This window comes from Sphingobium sp. DEHP117, assembly GCF_030867385.1.
GTDB lineage: Bacteria > Pseudomonadota > Alphaproteobacteria > Sphingomonadales > Sphingomonadaceae > Sphingobium.
The window spans coordinates 945,807-960,427 of sequence record NZ_JAPFBJ010000001.1 but is presented as its reverse complement, the minus strand read 5'-3'; the positions used below and the strand labels follow the sequence as shown (position 1 = coordinate 960,427).

The following is a 14,621-nucleotide window of genomic DNA, read 5'->3' as shown; positions in this document are numbered from 1 at the left end:
ATATGTGTGCCTTGTTGAACACACGAAATGCAGGGAGGTTTCCTCGAATTGCGCAAAATAGGAGGATGATGAAGACCTAAGCCCGTAGTCGCGAAGGGTCTATGTCGTAATCGGTCAGCTTTTTGCGCAGCGTGTTGCGATTGATGCCCAGCAGGCTCGCGGCGCGGATCTGGTTGCCGTCGACGGCGGAAAGCGTCTCGCGCAGCAGTACCGGTTCGATCAGCGCGAGCATGGCGTCGTGCAGGCCGGGGCCATCACCATAGGTGTTGAGCGAGACGCGCTGGCGCACCCACTCCTCCAGCAGTCGGTTGAGGTCGTCCGAAGCGGCCTCCCCGGACGAAGCCGCGATATCACCCATGTCGATATTGGCGCGCACGGCCTCGACCGAAATGACATCTTCCCGATTGAGCACGGCCATGCGCTGCATGAGGTTCTGAAGCTCGCGCACGTTGCCGGGCCAGCTGTAGAGCGAGAGAAGGCGCGCGGCGTCACCATCCAGCGTCTTGCGGGGCAGCCCCTCCTGCGCGGCGAGATCAAGGAAATGGCGGGCGAGCAGCGCCACATCGTCTCGCCGGGCGCGCAAGGGCGGCAGGTCGATGGGAACCACGTTGAGGCGGTAATAGAGATCCTGCCGGAAGCGGTTTTCCGTGATGAGCGCAGGCAGATCCTTGTTGGTAGCCGCGATGATGCGGACATTGACCTTGACCGGGGTCGAGCCGCCGACGGTCGTCACCTCGCCGCTCTGGAGCACACGCAGCAAACGTGTCTGTGCCTCCAGCGGCATGTCGCCGATCTCGTCCAGAAAGAGCGTTCCGCCATCGGCCTGCTCGAACTTGCCGGCAGTACGCTGGGTCGCGCCGGTGAAGGCGCCCTTTTCATACCCGAACAGCTCCGCCTCGATCAGCTCACGCGGGATGGCAGCCATGTTGACGGCGATAAAGGGATGCGCGCGCCGATGGCCGAGGCGGTGGATGGCCTGCGCGACGAGCTCCTTGCCTGTGCCGGATTCGCCGAGGATGAGGATGGTAAGATCATTGCCGAGCACACGTGCGACGGTGCGATAGACCTCCTGCATCGCGGCGGAACGACCGACGAGCGGCATATCCTCGCTGATTTGGTTGTCGTCCTCCGCCTCGCCCTCGGCGCCTTCGGAAAGAGCCGTTTCGGGCGAGCGGCGGGTGGCCAGCCCGTCCTTTACGGCGCGGGTCAGCTCATTCAGATCGAACGGCTTGGGCAGATATTCGAACGCACCCTGCTCCGCCGCTCTCACGGCGGTGTTGAGCGTGTTCTGCGCGGAAAGGATGATCACGCGCATAGCGGGCCAGCGTTCGAGGATCGCCTGCACGTCGTCCAGCCCGTCGCCATCCGGAAGCTTGACGTCGGTCACGAGAATATCGGGCTGGAAAGTGGCGAGCAGCTGCGCCCGCTCGGCGATCGTCCCGCCGACCTTCACCGTATGGCCCGCGCGGCGCAAAGCCTCGCTCACCACAACGCAGATCGCCTGATCGTCATCAACGACGAGCACCTTGCCGCCGGGGCCGCGCCGCTCGATCATGCCGGAGCCATCGGCAGGAGAATACGGAACACCGTCTCCTTCGCCGCCTCATCTCGCGCATGCTGCACGAAGCCGTTCATATCGCGCACCAGCTTGTCGACCAGCGCGAGGCCGAGCCCCTGCCCGTCGCGCTTGGTGGAGATGAAGGGGTTGAACAGGTCATCCCGGATATGGGCGGGCACGCCCGGGCCGTTGTCGCTCACCACGATCTCGATGGGCAGGATCGCGTTGCCCTTGCCCTCGCCCAGCATCACCGAGACGCCATGGCGGAACGCGGTTTCGATGCGCAGGACCGGCCTTTCCTGCCCGGCTGCCGCCTCGCTGGCGTTTTTGAGCAGGTTGATGACGATTTGCGAGAGCGCATCTGGATTGCACAGCGCGTTGGGGAGCGAGGGGTCATATTTCCGGATGATCTGGGTGCCGCTGGCAAAGCCGTTGCCGGCGATCTGGATCGCGCGGTCGAGCACAGGGTAGATATTGGTGGGTACGCAGTCGAGCGGGCGCTCGGTGGTGAAATCCTGCATCCGGTCAATCAGCGCGGCGATCCGGTCTACCTCGTCGCAGATCAGGCGGGTGAGCGCGGAGTCTCCCTCATTGTCGCTGCCGGACAGCAGCTGCGCCGCGCCGCGTATGCCGGACAATGGGTTCTTGATCTCGTGCGCGAGGATGGCCGCCGCGCCCATGGCCGAGCGCGCACCGCCAGATGTGCGCCGCCCGCCTATGGCCTGCGCAAGGCTCTGGGCGTGGATCGTTACCACGCGCCAGCCCTCGTGCTCTGCCAGCGGCGCGATCATCACATCCGCCTTGATGGCGGCATTGCGCCCGGCGTGGAGCGAGATGTCATAGGCGGCCAGCGGCTTGTCAGACTGCCAGAGCTGAAAACGGGGGTGGCTCTCGTCTATGCGGACGGTGCGGGCGATGTCGCTGCCGATGATGGCGGTGCGCGCCATGTTGAGCAGCGCCTCGGCGCGGCCGTTCGCCTCCATGATGATATTATCCGGGCCGATCAGGAGAGTTGCCACCGGAAGAGCGGAGAACATATCCGCCATCCCCGGGCCTTGCCGACTGGGGGGCGGCATGAGCGCGGATGCCTTTACGGCGGCCGTCGTCACGCAGCCGCTTTGCTTAAGTGCGGCTCGTAGAAGCGGGCCAGCATATCGAGCACGGTGCGGCTATCGGGGATCTGGTTGACGGCATTGCGGAATTCCGCCGAGCCGACCAGCCCCTTGGTGTACCAGCCCAGATGCTTGCGCGCGATGTTGACGCCGACCTGCTCGCCATAATGCTCCAGCATCGCGCGGTAATGCTCGATGATGAGGGCATATTGCTCGTCCATCGACGGTTCGCCGCGCGGCGTGCCGCCCGAAAGCGCCTGCATCACCTGCCCCAACAGCCACGGCCTGCCATAGGCGCCGCGGCCGATCATCACGCCATCGGCGCCGCTCTGCGCCAGCGCGGTGCGCGCGTCGTCGATCGAGCAGATGTCGCCGTTGACGATGACGGGCAGGCTGACGGCATCCTTCACCTTGCGCACGAACGCCCAGTCCGCGCTGCCCTTGTACATCTGGTTGCGGGTGCGGCCGTGAACGGTGATCAGCTGTGCGCCCAGATCTTGCGCGATGCGCGCCAGCTCCGGCGCGTTGAGACTGGAGTGATCCCAGCCCATGCGCATCTTCACCGTGACAGGCACGTCGACCGCCTTCACCGTCGCCTCGATGAGCCTTGCTGCGAGTGGCAGATCGCGCATCAGGGCGCTGCCCGCGTCGCCATTGACAACCTTTTTAACCGGGCAGCCCATATTGATGTCTATGATGGCGGCGCCCTTGTCGGCATTGAGCTTGGCCGCCTCGGCCATCTCTTCGGGGACACACCCCGCGAGCTGCATGCTGACCGGCTCTTCGCTCAAATGCCATGCCGCCTTTTGCAGCGACTGGCGCGTCTGGCGGATCATCGCCGGTGAGGCGATCATCTCGGTGACGTTGAGGCCCGAGCCGTAGCGCCGCACAAGGGTGCGAAACGGCATGTCCGTCACGCCGGTCATCGGCGCGAGGATCACCGGCGTGTCGATCGTAACCGGCCCGATCTGGATGGGTTTCAACGTCTGCATGGGTCTTTGAATCTGCCTAAAAAACAGGCAGGCCATAGCCGAATAGTGGTGCGCTCGCAAGGAGGCTGGCGTTGCGGCCCGGCCTCCATTATGGCGCGGCGTCATGACAGCGGGGCGCTCCATCGTTGGGATCATTGTTGCGGCGGGAGTCGGCGCGCGGAGCGGACTGGACGCGCCCAAGCAATATGCCCCGCTCGGCGGGCAGGCGGTGCTGGCGCATAGCCATGCCGCCCTGGCGTCGCACCCGCGCATCGGGCGTGTGATCGTCGCCATCGGGCCGGGGCAGGAAGCGATGGCGCGCGAGGCTTTGGCGGGCGTTGCCGAGGATCCGTGGCTGGTGGAGGGCGGCGCGACCCGTCGCGAGTCCGTTATGGCGGCCCTGGCGGAGATAGAGGCTGCGGGCGGCGCGGACGCGGTGCTCATTCATGACGCCGCGCGGCCGTTCCTGCCCTCCGCCGTTATCGACAGACTGATCGAGGCGCTGGAGCGGCATGACGGCGCGATTCCCGCGCTTGCCGTGGCCGACACGCTGGTGCGCGAAACCGGCGGCGCAATGGGCGGGCCGGTGGCGCGCGACGGATTGATGCGGGTGCAGACGCCACAGGCCTTTCGCTTCGACGCGATCCTCAATGCGCATCGCGCCTGCCCTGCCGATGCGGATGTGACGGACGATGCGGGCCTGCTGCGGCTGATGGACATTCCCGTGGCGCTGGTGGAGGGAGACCCGATGCTCGACAAGCTCACCTATCCGGCGGATTTCGCCCGCGCCGAGGAGATGTTGCGCGCGCGGATGGTACCCCGCACCGGCACCGGCTATGATGTGCATCGGCTGGTACCGGGCAAGCCCTTGTGGCTGTGCGGCGTCGAGATTGCGCACGAGGCGGGGCTTTCCGGCCATAGCGACGCCGATGTTGCGATTCATGCGCTGGTCGATGCGATACTCGGCGCGCTGGCGGAGGGTGACATCGGCCAGCATTTCCCCCCTTCCGACCCGCGATGGAAGGGCGCGGCTTCGCACCGCTTTCTGGAGTTTGCGCGCAACAGGGTTAAGGCGCGGGGCGGCGCGATCACCCATGTCGACGTCACGATCATCTGCGAGGCGCCGAAAATCGGCCCGCACCGGGACGCCATGCGGGCCCGGCTGGCGGATTTGCTTGCCCTCCCCCTCGCCCGCGTGTCCGTGAAGGCCACAACGACCGAGCGCCTCGGTTTCACGGGACGCAAGGAAGGCATTGCCGCGCAGGCCGTTGCTACACTGCTGTTGCCGGAGCTATAAGAAGACGATGACCGACTCCATCCTCCACCCCGATCTGGTCGCGCTGGCAAAACGCGTCGTCGACGAGAACCGCCGCGCGGGCCGGACGATTGCGCTTGCAGAGAGTTGCACCGGGGGGTTGGTGGCAGCGGCTATTACGGAAATTCCCGGCAGTTCCGAGATTTTTGAGGCCGGGTTTGTTACCTATTCCAATGAGATAAAGCAGGAACTTCTGAAAGTCTCACAGGATGTGCTGGAGACATTCGGTGCGGTCTCGATCGCTACGGCCTGGGCGATGGCACAGGGTGCGCTATTGCGTTCGCATGCCCATGTTGCCGTTGCCATTACGGGCATTGCCGGGCCAGGCGGCGGCAGCGAGCAGAAGCCGGTCGGCACCGTGGTGTTCGCGCGCGCGGAACGGGGCGGAAACCCGGACAAGGTCGTGGCCGACATGAAGCTGTTCGAAAACAATGGCCGCTCGGGCGTGCGCCTTCAAGCGGCGTTATGCGCGCTGGAACTGTTGCTGCCCGAAGCATAAAGCTCTGCCGCTCGGGCCTCGAACGCACCGATCATCTTGCGCAGCGCCTTGTCGAACACCTGCCCCGCCATCATCTCGAACAGCTTGTTCCTGAACGCGAAGTCGACCTCGAAGTCGACAAACACGCCGCCCGCGCCATCGCTGCGAAAGCGCCAGTCGTTGGAGAGGTGCTTTAGCGGGCCTTCGAGATAATCGACATGCACGCGCTCAGGGCGCAACTTGTGAACGCGTGAGGTGAAGCTCTCCCGCAGGCCCTTGAAGCCGACGATCATGTCCGCCACCATCTCGGTCGCGCTGTCGGAGCGCACGCGGATGGCCGTCACCCACGGCAGGAACTCCTCATAGGCCTGAACGTCTGCCACCATGTCGAACATCTGCTCGGGGCTGTAGGGCAGATGCCGGGTCTCCTTGTGATGCGGCACGCTGTTACCCCTTGGCGCGGGCCAGTTGCGCTTCGCGCGCGGCGCGCATTTCCGCGAAATCCTTGCCGGCATGATAGCTGGAGCGCGTCAGCGGGCTGGCGGCCACCTGAAGGAAGCCCTTGGCGCGCGCGATTGCGGCATAGGCATTGAAACCTGCAGGCGGCACGAACTCGATGACCTTGGCGTGTTTCGGCGTGGGTTGGAGATATTGACCCATGGTGAGGAAATCGATGTCGGCGGAGCGCATGTCGTCCATCACCTGATGTACTTCCAGCCGCTCCTCCCCCAACCCCAGCATGATGCCGGACTTGGTGAAGATCGACGGGTTGAGCCGCTTCACGCTCTCCAGCAGACGCAGCGACGCATAATAGCGCGCGCCGGGGCGGATGGTGGGATAGAGCCGCGGCACGGTTTCGAGATTGTGGTTATAGACATCGGGCCGGGCGCGCACGATCGCCTCAACGGCGGCCTCATGCTTGTTGCGGAAATCGGGTGTCAGGATTTCGATCGTCGTCTGCGGCGTCGTGCGGCGCAGCGCCTCTATCACCTTGACGAACTGCGATGCGCCCCCATCAGGCAAATCATCGCGGTCGACGGACGTGATCACGATATGCTCCAGCCCCATTTCGGCGGCGGCGTCGGCGAGGTTTTGCGGTTCGTTGACGTCAACCTTGCGCGGCATGCCGGTCTTGACGTTGCAGAAGGCGCAGGCGCGGGTGCAGACATCGCCCAGGATCATCACCGTGGCGTGCTTCTTCGTCCAGCACTCGCCGATATTGGGGCAGGCAGCTTCCTCACACACGGTCGCCAAGCCCTTTTCGCGCATCAGCCTTTTCGTTTCGGCATAGCCGGGGCTGGTCGGCGCCTTCACCCTGATCCAGTCAGGCTTGCGCGCCCTAATTGTCGCAGAATCCGTCAGAGGGGTTGCATTTTTCGTCATATCGCCCAGATAGCGCCGGGCGCCTGCACATGCCACCCTGAAACGCAAAAAAGGAGGACATGATTTTGGCCAGTTTTTCGAGCATGATCGACGGATACCGCCGCTTTCGCGAAACAGGCTGGGCGCAGCAGCGCGAACGCTGGGACGAGCTGCGTGACGGGCAAAGCCCCAAGGTCATGATCATCGCCTGTTCGGACAGCCGGGTCGACCCCTCCCAGATTTTCGATACCAACCCGGGCGAGGTGTTCGTGGTGCGCAATGTCGCGGCGCTGGTGCCGCCATTCGAGACGTCGCCGGGGCGGCATGGCGTCTCCGCCGCGCTGGAGTTTGCCGTTCAGGTGCTGAAGGTGAGCGAGATCGTGGTCATGGGCCACGGCCGCTGCGGTGGCTGCCAGGCGGCGCTGACCGAGGCGATGCGTGATGCCAAGCCGGGAGAAGGCGGCTTCGTGGCGCACTGGATCGACCTGCTCGACGACGCGCGGGACAAGGTGCGCAACGAATATGGCGAGGATGACCACAGCCCCGAGGCGCTGCGGGCGATGGAGAAGGAAGGCGTGAGGGTGAGTATCGCAAACCTGCGCACCTTCCCGTTCGTTCAAACAGGCGAAGCGGCAGGCAGGCTGAAGCTGATCGGCGCCTATTTCGCCATCGCCGATGGCCTGCTTCATGTGATGGACGACAACACCGGGGAGTTTGCCCCCGTGTGAGGGCCGAGCGCGCTTGCCAAGGCGATACAGCTCGGCCAAGGAGCAGCTATGAGTGATTTCCTGCGAAGCCCCGCGTCGCGCACCTATATCTCGCAGCGGCTGCGGCTGCATTATGTCGACTGGGGCAATCCGGAAGCCCCGCCGCTGTTGCTGCTGCACGGCGGGCGGGATCATTGCCGCAACTGGGACTGGATCGCGCAAAGCCTGTGCGACAAATGGCATATCATCGCGCCCGACCTGCGCGGGCATGGCGACAGCGCCCACTCGCTCGACGGCTATTATGCGATGGAGTGTTTCGTCTATGACCTCGCCCAACTCATCCATCAGCAGAAACTGGCGCCGCTCAGCATCGTCGCGCATTCGCTCGGCGGCAATATTGCGCTGCGCTATGCCGGGCTTTTCCCCGAAAATGTGCGGAGGCTTGTTTCGATAGAGGGGCTTGGTGATGCACCGGCGGTGGTTGCGCAGCGCTTGATGACCCCGGCGTACGAGCGTCTGCGCATCTGGATTGAAGAGCAGCGATCGATAAGCAGCCGTCAGCCGCGCCGCTATCCCAGCATCGAGGAAGCGTTGCAACGCATGATGCAGGAGAACCCGCATCTCACCATCGAGCGCGCAAGGCATCTGACCGTGCACGGCGTGAGCCAAAACGAGGATGGCAGCTATAGCTGGAAGTTCGACAATTATATGCGCTTCTTTCCGCCCGTTGACATCAGCCAGGAGGACAAAGAGCAGATTTGGCAGCGCATTACCTGCCCCACGTTGCTGGTGTACGGCAAGCAGAGCTGGGCCTCCAACCCGGCCGACGACGGGCGGGCCGCGCATTTCAGCAACGCGCGCGTTTCGCTCTACGATAATGCGGGCCACTGGGTACACCACGACCGGCACGATGACTTTCTTGCCGAGGTGACGGCGTTTCTGGGCGGCGACTGAGCGCCCAAAGAGAAAGGGCCGCCCCGGCGGGACGGCCCTCTTGCCCCTAGAGCGCGCTGCGTTAAATCTGACGCATGACGCGCGCTCTATCTTTTTGTTGTCGCATCGTTATTGCCAAAAACCGGTTCCCACTTTTTGGCACGATGCTTGTCTTATGACATTGTGGTCCGTTTGGGCCAGAATGATTTGCCCGATCCGGGGTGGCCACCCCGGATCGGGCGGAAGGGGACGGATCGCGCATCGATGCCGGTCAGCAGGACCGGGTTAGAGTTGGATCGCCCCTTTCTTTTCCATCAGGCCCGAACGGATACCGGGGCTTTCGGCCCGGATGACAAGCATGGGAGCGGAAAAGATGAACTCAGTTCTACCACAAAACATCGGCATCGACATCTCCAAAGCGAGCCTTGATTGCCATGCCCGCCCGGCTGGAATTGGCCGGCAGTTCGCCAATACGAAGAAGGGCTATGCTGCACTGATCAAATGGATCGCACAGTGGCACGTCGAACGCATCGCTTACGAGGCAACCGGCGTCTACCACCGTGCCTTCGAACAGGCTCTGGTGGGCTGTCCGCTCGTGCGGATCAACCCCGAACGCGCGCGGCGATTTGCTCAGGCAACAGGTACGCTTGCCAAGACCGACACGATCGACGCCGCCATGCTCGCGCTGATGGCCGAGGCACTCAAGCCCGCTCCCCGCCCAGAACGAGCACAAAACCTCAACCAGTTGGCCGAACTTGTGAACGCCCGTGATGGCTTGGTGCGCGATCGTACCGCGCTCAAGAACCGCGAAAAGAACCTCACCCTCCCCTTGTTGAAGCGTCAAGCCAAGCAAAGGCTCGAACAGATTGCCCGCCATATCGATGCAATCGATGCCATGGCTCAGAAAATCATCCAGGCCGATCCGGAACTCGTCCGCAAGCAGGAAATCATCGCCAGCATCAGCGGCGTCGGTATCCTCACTGCAGCGCAGCTCATCGCAACCATGCCCGAGCTCGGTAGCCTCGAAAACAAGCAGGCCGCATCGCTCGCCGGCCTCGCCCCCGTCGCAAGGCAGTCAGGGCAATGGAAAGGCAAGTGCTTCATCCGCGGAGGGCGCGCTAACGTCCGACAGGCGCTCTACATGCCGGCCCTCGTCGCCGCCCGCTTCAACCCAGACCTCAGCGCCAAATACAAACAGCTCATCGCCGCCGGAAAACCCGCAAAGGTCGCCATCACAACCGTCATGCGAAAACTCATCGTCACCGCTAACGCTCTCATCAAGGCAGACCGCGTATGGGTCAAATCCCTCCCTTGACCATCACGGATACTCTAATGCGGCTTCAAATCAGCCGACGATCTCGTCCTTCTTGAAGAAATAGGCGATCTCGGTCGCGGCATTTTCTTCGCTGTCCGAGCCGTGGACAGAGTTTGCCTCGATCGATTCGGCGAACAGTTTGCGGATCGTGCCTTCGTCGGCATTCTCGGGGTTGGTCGCGCCCATGATGTCGCGGTTGCGCTTTACGGCGTTCTCGCCCTCAAGCACCTGCACCACCACCGGCCCGGAGATCATGAACGCCACCAGATCGGCAAAGAAGGGGCGCTCCTTGTGGACAGCGTAGAAACCCTCGGCCTGCTCGCGGCTCATACGGATGCGCTTGGACGCGACGACGCGCAGACCCGCTTCCTCCAGCTTCGCGGTGATCGCGCCGGTGAGGTTGCGGCGGGTGGCATCGGGCTTGATAATCGAAAAAGTACGGGTAACGGCCATTTTTTCTAGGCTCCAGTGGTTTAGAATGGCGGGCGCTTTAGCCGCGATGGTGCGGCGCGGCAAGCGGATTAATCACCCGCCCCATTACGGCCCCTCGACCCATTTGCGGCCTTCCTGACGCCAGAAACGGGGTTCCACCCCTTCCCTTCCCTTGAGGTTGCGCCAGCAATCGCGCGCAGCGTCAATCCTGGCGTCGTCGAAGAAGTAGAAGGCGCGCTCGAACGTCAAGGCCTCATCCCTCCAAACGCCGTCAGCCAGCGCAATGTTCCGCGCGGCGTTGGCGGGGGCCGCCGTGGCCTGCGCGCAGAGCAGGATCGGCTGCATTGCCTCGTCACCCTCGCCATCGATCCCGTGCGCAAGGAAGCTGTCGGGCTTCCACTCCCACAATGCGCGGGACAGGCGGGGAAACGCACCCTCGCGGCCATCCACCACCAGCAGGCGCGCGCCGTCGTCCATCAGCTTTTGCGCGATCGCGGGCAGGACCTGCTCGACCGGATCGCGGCTCAGCTGATAAAAGTCCACTCTCACCTATTGCTCGAACTTGTCGGCCACCAGCCGGTCGAGCAGGCGCACGCCATAGCCGGTGGCGCCCTTGTCCCAAGTGGCGCCGGGCTTGTCGGCCCAGACCATGCCCGCAATGTCGAGGTGCGCCCATTTCACGCCTTCGTCGACGAAGCGCTTGATGAACTGCGCGGCTGTGATGGACCCGCCGAAACGTCCGCCGGTGTTCTTCATGTCGGCGATCGGGCTGTCAATCTGCTTGTCATAAGCGTCACCGAGCGGAAAACGCCAGAGCTGGTCTCCGGAAGCCTTGCCCGCCGCCACCAAATCGTCAGCGAGGCCATCGTCGTTGCTGAACAAGCCGGCATATTCGTGGCCGAGCGAGACGATCATCGCGCCGGTAAGGGTCGCAAGGTCGATCAGCGCCTCCGGCTTGTAGGTCTGCTGCGCCCAGGTGATGACATCGCAGAGGACGAGCCGCCCCTCGGCGTCGGTGTTGATGACCTCGATGGTCTGGCCGGACATCGAGGTGACGACATCGCCGGGGCGCTGCGCATTGCCATCAGGCATGTTCTCGACGAGGCCGCAGATGCCGACAACCCGCGCCTTTGCCTTGCGCGCGGCGAGTGCGCGCATCGTGCCCGCGACCGCACCCGCGCCGCCCATGTCCCACTTCATGTCTTCCATGCCGGCCGCCGGCTTGATCGAGATGCCGCCGGTATCGAAGGTCACGCCCTTGCCGACCAGCACCAGCGGAGTGGCGGCGGCATCGCCTGTGCCGTTCCACTCCATCGCCAGCAGACGGGGGGTGCGCACGGAACCTTGCGCGACGCCGAGCAGCGCGCCCATGCCGAGCTTTGCCATATCGGCTTCGTCGAGCACAGTGAGCGTCACACCGGCGCTTTCAAGCGCGCGGCAGCGCTCCACGAAGCTTTCGGGATAAAGGATATTCGCCGGCTCCGCCACCAGCTCACGGGTGAAGCGCACACCTTCGGCCACGGCAGAGAGGTGCGCCCATTCGCTTGCGCAGTCTGCGCCGCTTACCAGCTCGACGGTTGTCAGCGTTGGCTTCTGCTTGTCCGTCAGCTTGGTGCGATATTTGTCGATCCGCCAGCCGCGCAGCTCGGCGCCGAGGGCAAAGCGCGCGACGCCTGCCGCCGTCACCGGCCCTGCCGCCTCGAAGCTGACCGAGGCAAACGTCGCGCCCGAGGTCAGCAGCTTGCCGGTGAGCGCCGCGCCTGCCTTTTCCATATCGGCATCGCTGCCGCCACCGACGCCGAGCAGCAGGACGCGCCGGGCCTGACCGTCAACCTGCAGGAAGCTCTCCACAGCCGCGCCGCATTCCCCCGCGAAACGCGCCAGCGGGGCGGCGGCGGCCATGGCGGCCATGGCGGCGGGCAGCAGCTCCAGCCCGGCCGTCTTGACGGCATAGACGAACGTGTCGGCTTCGGCGGAACGGGCGGAGGAAAAACGTATGTCCATTTACTCTCTTTCATGACGTCTCAGACGGATTATGCACCCGGCGTTACACCAGCCGCCCCTTGGAGGTAAAGCGGCGTGGCGCATCGACAACCGGCGTTCAGGGGATTGCGGGATGCCCTGTGATGCAATAGGCGGTCCTGATCAATCCTCTTGCCGCATGAGCACTCGCAGCCCGATGCACCCTACGCGCCGCCTCCCCCATTCGATCCATTGGCTGCTCGGCATGGGCATCAGCGGTGCGGCACTGGCCGCAGGCACCGCCTGGGCGCAGGACCCAGCCGTTCCTCCTGCCCCGCCCGCCGCGACGGCAGTCGATCCCTCCGAAGAGATCGCGTTTTCGGCCGATCTCATCGAGTATGACCAGAACACAGACATCGTCACCGCAACCGGCAATGTCGTTGCTGTGCGCGAGGGCAACCGGCTGCGCGCGGACAAGGTGGTGTGGAACCGCACCACGGGCCGTGTCGATGCCAGCGGCAATGTCTCGACCACCGATGTCGAGGGCAACATTGCCTATGGCGACACGCTGGAAGTGACGGATACGCTGAAGGACGGCATTGCGAAAAACCTGCTGATGGTGCTGACGCAGGGCGGCAGGCTCGTGGCGCGAAGGGGCGAACTGCGCAATGGCGTCTATTTTCTCGACCAGGCGGCGTATTCGCCCTGTTCGGTCGACGGAGCGGACGGCTGCCCCAAGGAGCCGAGCTGGCAGCTGAAGGCCGTGAAGGTGCGCTATGACCCGCAACGGCAGCGGGTCTATTACAAGACGGCCAGCCTCGAGATGTTCGGCATCCCGCTCGGCGTATGGCCCGGCTTTTCGCACCCCGTCGGCGGATCAGGCGGCTCGGGCTTTCTGCTGCCCGATTTCCGGCTCAACGGCATCAACGGCTTCGAGCTGGCTCAACCTTATTATGTGCGGATCGCGCGCAACCGCGACATGACGATCACGCCGCACTTCTTCACCGCGCAGGCGCCGATGCTGGAGGGCAACTATCGCGCGTGGATCGGCCGTGGGGCCTATTCCATCTCGGGTTTTGCCACCAACAGCGTGCAGAGCGACGGTGCGGTGGGAGAGCGCCCGCAAGGACGCCAGTTTCGCGGCTATATCGAGGCGAGCGGGGCATACCGCTTCAGCCCGGAATGGCGGCTTTACGGCTCCCTGCGCCGCGCGAGCGACCGCACCTTCCTGCGCCGCTATAGCATCAACAGCGATGACCGCCTGCGCTCCACACTAAAGGCCGAGCGGATCGACGCCGACAGCTATTTCTCGCTCTCCGGCTGGGCGGTACAGACCATGCGCCTGGGCGATAGCCAGCGCCAGCAGCCTGTCGCGCTCCCGGTGATGGATCTGCGCTGGCGTTTGCCGAGGCCGATATTGGGTGGGCAGGTTCAGCTTCAGGCCAACAGCCTTGCCGTCTCGCGCAGCACCGGGCAGGATACCCAGCGCGCTTTTGCGTCAGCTCAATGGAAATGGCGCGGCTTGACCGGGATGGGGCAGGAACTGTCGCTGACCGCCTATGCGCGCGGCGATGTCTATCACAGCAGCGACAACCTTCAGAATCCAATCACCGCCTATGCGGGCAACGGCGGCTGGCAGATGCGCGGGATCGCCGCGCTGGCGGCGGATGCGCGCTGGCCTTTCGTGGGAGAATTTCTGGGCGGCACCCAACGCATCGTGCCGCGCGTGCAATTGGTGGCGGCGCCGCATCTCGCGAATCTCGGGCTGCCGAACGAAGACGCGCGCAGTGTCGACCTGGAAGACAGCAACCTGTTCGCGCTCAACCGCTTTGCGGGCCACGACCGTTTCGAGGATTCGAGCCGCGTAACCGTGGGTGTGGAATATGGGCTGGCGCTGAAGCACTTTACGCTGGACAGCGTGTTCGGCCAGAGCTTTCGCATCACGCGCCGCCCCACCCTGTTGCCGGACGGCACAGGCCTGAGCGATCGTGCATCCGATTTCGTCGGCAGGACGACGGTGCGCTACAGAGATTTCCTGGGCCTCACGCATCGCTTCCGGCTCGACAAGAACAGCCTCGCCATCCGCCGAAACGAGCTGGACGCGACAATCGGATCGCGCCGTACCTATGTGATCGTCAATTATCTGAGGCTCAACCGCAATGTCACGCGGCAGCTGGAGGATTTGTCCGACAATGAGGAAGTGCGGCTGGGTGCGCGCATTGCGATTGCGCGCTATTGGTCAATCTTCGGATCGACCGTGATCGATCTGACCGACAAGCGCGAAGTGCCCGGCTTTCCTTCCGACGGCTTCGAACCGGTGCGCCACCGCCTCGGCATCGACTATCGAGACGATTGCCTCAACATATCGTTCATCTGGCGGCGCAGCTATCAGCAGACGGGTGACGCCCGCGTGAACAACAACTTTCAGCTTCGGCTGGCGTTTCGCAGTCTTGGTATATAAAGGTTGCGGCTCGGG

14 protein-coding genes are annotated in these 14,621 nt (G+C 63.9%); 6 read left to right on the top strand and 8 right to left on the bottom strand.

From position 1 onward, the window contains the following. Positions 1–76 precede the first annotated feature (76 nt). The 3 genes from ntrC to dusB are packed head-to-tail and all read right to left on the bottom strand — an operon-like array spanning position 77 to position 3,662. Positions 77–1,555, bottom strand: coding sequence for a nitrogen regulation protein NR(I) (gene ntrC, locus OOT33_RS04755; protein WP_307748856.1), 1,479 nt, complete (start codon positions 1,553–1,555; stop codon positions 77–79). Next, positions 1,552–2,634, bottom strand: coding sequence for an ATP-binding protein (locus OOT33_RS04750; protein WP_307749302.1), 1,083 nt, complete (start codon positions 2,632–2,634; stop codon positions 1,552–1,554). The genes ntrC and OOT33_RS04750 overlap by 4 nt, the downstream gene beginning before the upstream one ends. A gap of 29 nt (positions 2,635–2,663) precedes the next feature. After that, positions 2,664–3,662 carry a tRNA dihydrouridine synthase DusB gene (dusB, locus tag OOT33_RS04745; RefSeq protein WP_307748855.1) on the bottom strand — a complete coding sequence of 333 codons (999 nt, stop codon included), beginning with the start codon at positions 3,660–3,662 and terminating at the stop codon, positions 2,664–2,666. 103 nt (positions 3,663–3,765) lie between these two features. Here dusB and OOT33_RS04740 point away from each other — a divergent pair, with 103 nt between their 5' ends. Both OOT33_RS04740 and OOT33_RS04735 read left to right on the top strand, forming a co-directional pair. Further along, positions 3,766–4,938 (top strand): bifunctional 2-C-methyl-D-erythritol 4-phosphate cytidylyltransferase/2-C-methyl-D-erythritol 2,4-cyclodiphosphate synthase, encoded by a 1,173-nt coding sequence (locus tag OOT33_RS04740; protein WP_307748854.1) that lies wholly within the window; start codon positions 3,766–3,768, stop codon positions 4,936–4,938. Between the two features lie 7 nt (positions 4,939–4,945). Beyond that, complete coding sequence (locus tag OOT33_RS04735; RefSeq protein ID WP_307748853.1) at positions 4,946–5,455, top strand: nicotinamide-nucleotide amidohydrolase family protein; 510 nt, start codon at positions 4,946–4,948, stop codon at positions 5,453–5,455. On the opposite strand, the gene OOT33_RS04730 is transcribed toward OOT33_RS04735, so the two are convergent. Together OOT33_RS04730 and lipA are read right to left on the bottom strand one after the other, a co-directional pair. Next, complete coding sequence (locus OOT33_RS04730; RefSeq protein WP_307748852.1) at positions 5,410–5,877, bottom strand: SRPBCC family protein; 468 nt, start codon at positions 5,875–5,877, stop codon at positions 5,410–5,412. The two genes, OOT33_RS04735 and OOT33_RS04730, sit on opposite strands and share 46 nt — an antisense overlap. 4 nt (positions 5,878–5,881) lie before the next feature. Then, positions 5,882–6,817, bottom strand: coding sequence for a lipoyl synthase (gene lipA, locus OOT33_RS04725; RefSeq protein ID WP_307748851.1), 936 nt, complete (start codon positions 6,815–6,817; stop codon positions 5,882–5,884). A gap of 59 nt (positions 6,818–6,876) precedes the next feature. On the opposite strand from lipA, the gene OOT33_RS04720 reads away from it, so the two are divergent. The 3 genes from OOT33_RS04720 to OOT33_RS04710 all read left to right on the top strand — a co-directional run bounded on the left by OOT33_RS04720 (position 6,877) and on the right by OOT33_RS04710 (position 9,751). Next, positions 6,877–7,524 (top strand): carbonic anhydrase, encoded by a 648-nt coding sequence (locus OOT33_RS04720; RefSeq protein WP_373690496.1) that lies wholly within the window; start codon positions 6,877–6,879, stop codon positions 7,522–7,524. A gap of 48 nt (positions 7,525–7,572) precedes the next feature. Continuing rightward, positions 7,573–8,457, top strand: coding sequence for an alpha/beta fold hydrolase (locus OOT33_RS04715; RefSeq protein ID WP_307748850.1), 885 nt, complete (start codon positions 7,573–7,575; stop codon positions 8,455–8,457). Between the two features lie 352 nt (positions 8,458–8,809). Further along, on the top strand, positions 8,810–9,751 hold the full coding sequence (locus OOT33_RS04710) for an IS110 family transposase (RefSeq protein WP_307748849.1): 942 nt from the start codon (positions 8,810–8,812) through the stop codon (positions 9,749–9,751). Between the two features lie 30 nt (positions 9,752–9,781). Here the strand turns inward: OOT33_RS04710 and ndk are convergent, their stop codons facing one another. From ndk to OOT33_RS04695, 3 genes are all read right to left on the bottom strand, one after another. Next, positions 9,782–10,204, bottom strand: coding sequence for a nucleoside-diphosphate kinase (gene ndk, locus OOT33_RS04705; protein ID WP_129404913.1), 423 nt, complete (start codon positions 10,202–10,204; stop codon positions 9,782–9,784). Between the two features lie 84 nt (positions 10,205–10,288). Further along, on the bottom strand, positions 10,289–10,732 hold the full coding sequence (locus OOT33_RS04700) for a DNA polymerase III subunit chi (protein ID WP_307748848.1): 444 nt from the start codon (positions 10,730–10,732) through the stop codon (positions 10,289–10,291). Further along, complete coding sequence (locus OOT33_RS04695) at positions 10,733–12,187, bottom strand: leucyl aminopeptidase (RefSeq protein WP_307748847.1); 1,455 nt, start codon at positions 12,185–12,187, stop codon at positions 10,733–10,735. A 157-nt stretch (positions 12,188–12,344) separates the two neighbouring features. Here OOT33_RS04695 and OOT33_RS04690 point away from each other — a divergent pair, with 157 nt between their 5' ends. Further along, positions 12,345–14,606: an LPS assembly protein LptD gene (locus tag OOT33_RS04690; protein WP_307748846.1), complete on the top strand. Its 2,262-nt coding sequence runs from the start codon at positions 12,345–12,347 to the stop codon at positions 14,604–14,606. The last annotated feature ends 15 nt before the right edge of the window (positions 14,607–14,621 follow it).

What these genes read in the sequence shown, in the direction of transcription:
- ntrC (WP_307748856.1), bottom strand. Translation starts at nt 1,555, where the DNA reads ATGATCGAGCGGCGCGGCCCCGGCGGCAAGGTGCTCGTCGTTGATGAC.
- OOT33_RS04750 (WP_307749302.1), bottom strand. Translation starts at nt 2,634, where the DNA reads ATGCCGCCCCCCAGTCGGCAAGGCCCGGGGATGGCGGATATGTTCTCC.
- dusB (WP_307748855.1), bottom strand. Translation starts at nt 3,662, where the DNA reads ATGCAGACGTTGAAACCCATCCAGATCGGGCCGGTTACGATCGACACG.
- OOT33_RS04740 (WP_307748854.1), top strand. Translation starts at nt 3,766, where the DNA reads ATGACAGCGGGGCGCTCCATCGTTGGGATCATTGTTGCGGCGGGAGTC.
- OOT33_RS04735 (WP_307748853.1), top strand. Translation starts at nt 4,946, where the DNA reads ATGACCGACTCCATCCTCCACCCCGATCTGGTCGCGCTGGCAAAACGC.
- lipA (WP_307748851.1), bottom strand. Translation starts at nt 6,817, where the DNA reads ATGACGAAAAATGCAACCCCTCTGACGGATTCTGCGACAATTAGGGCG.
- OOT33_RS04720 (WP_373690496.1), top strand. Translation starts at nt 6,877, where the DNA reads ATGATTTTGGCCAGTTTTTCGAGCATGATCGACGGATACCGCCGCTTT.
- OOT33_RS04715 (WP_307748850.1), top strand. Translation starts at nt 7,573, where the DNA reads ATGAGTGATTTCCTGCGAAGCCCCGCGTCGCGCACCTATATCTCGCAG.
- OOT33_RS04710 (WP_307748849.1), top strand. Translation starts at nt 8,810, where the DNA reads ATGAACTCAGTTCTACCACAAAACATCGGCATCGACATCTCCAAAGCG.
- ndk (WP_129404913.1), bottom strand. Translation starts at nt 10,204, where the DNA reads ATGGCCGTTACCCGTACTTTTTCGATTATCAAGCCCGATGCCACCCGC.
- OOT33_RS04695 (WP_307748847.1), bottom strand. Translation starts at nt 12,187, where the DNA reads ATGGACATACGTTTTTCCTCCGCCCGTTCCGCCGAAGCCGACACGTTC.
- OOT33_RS04690 (WP_307748846.1), top strand. Translation starts at nt 12,345, where the DNA reads ATGAGCACTCGCAGCCCGATGCACCCTACGCGCCGCCTCCCCCATTCG.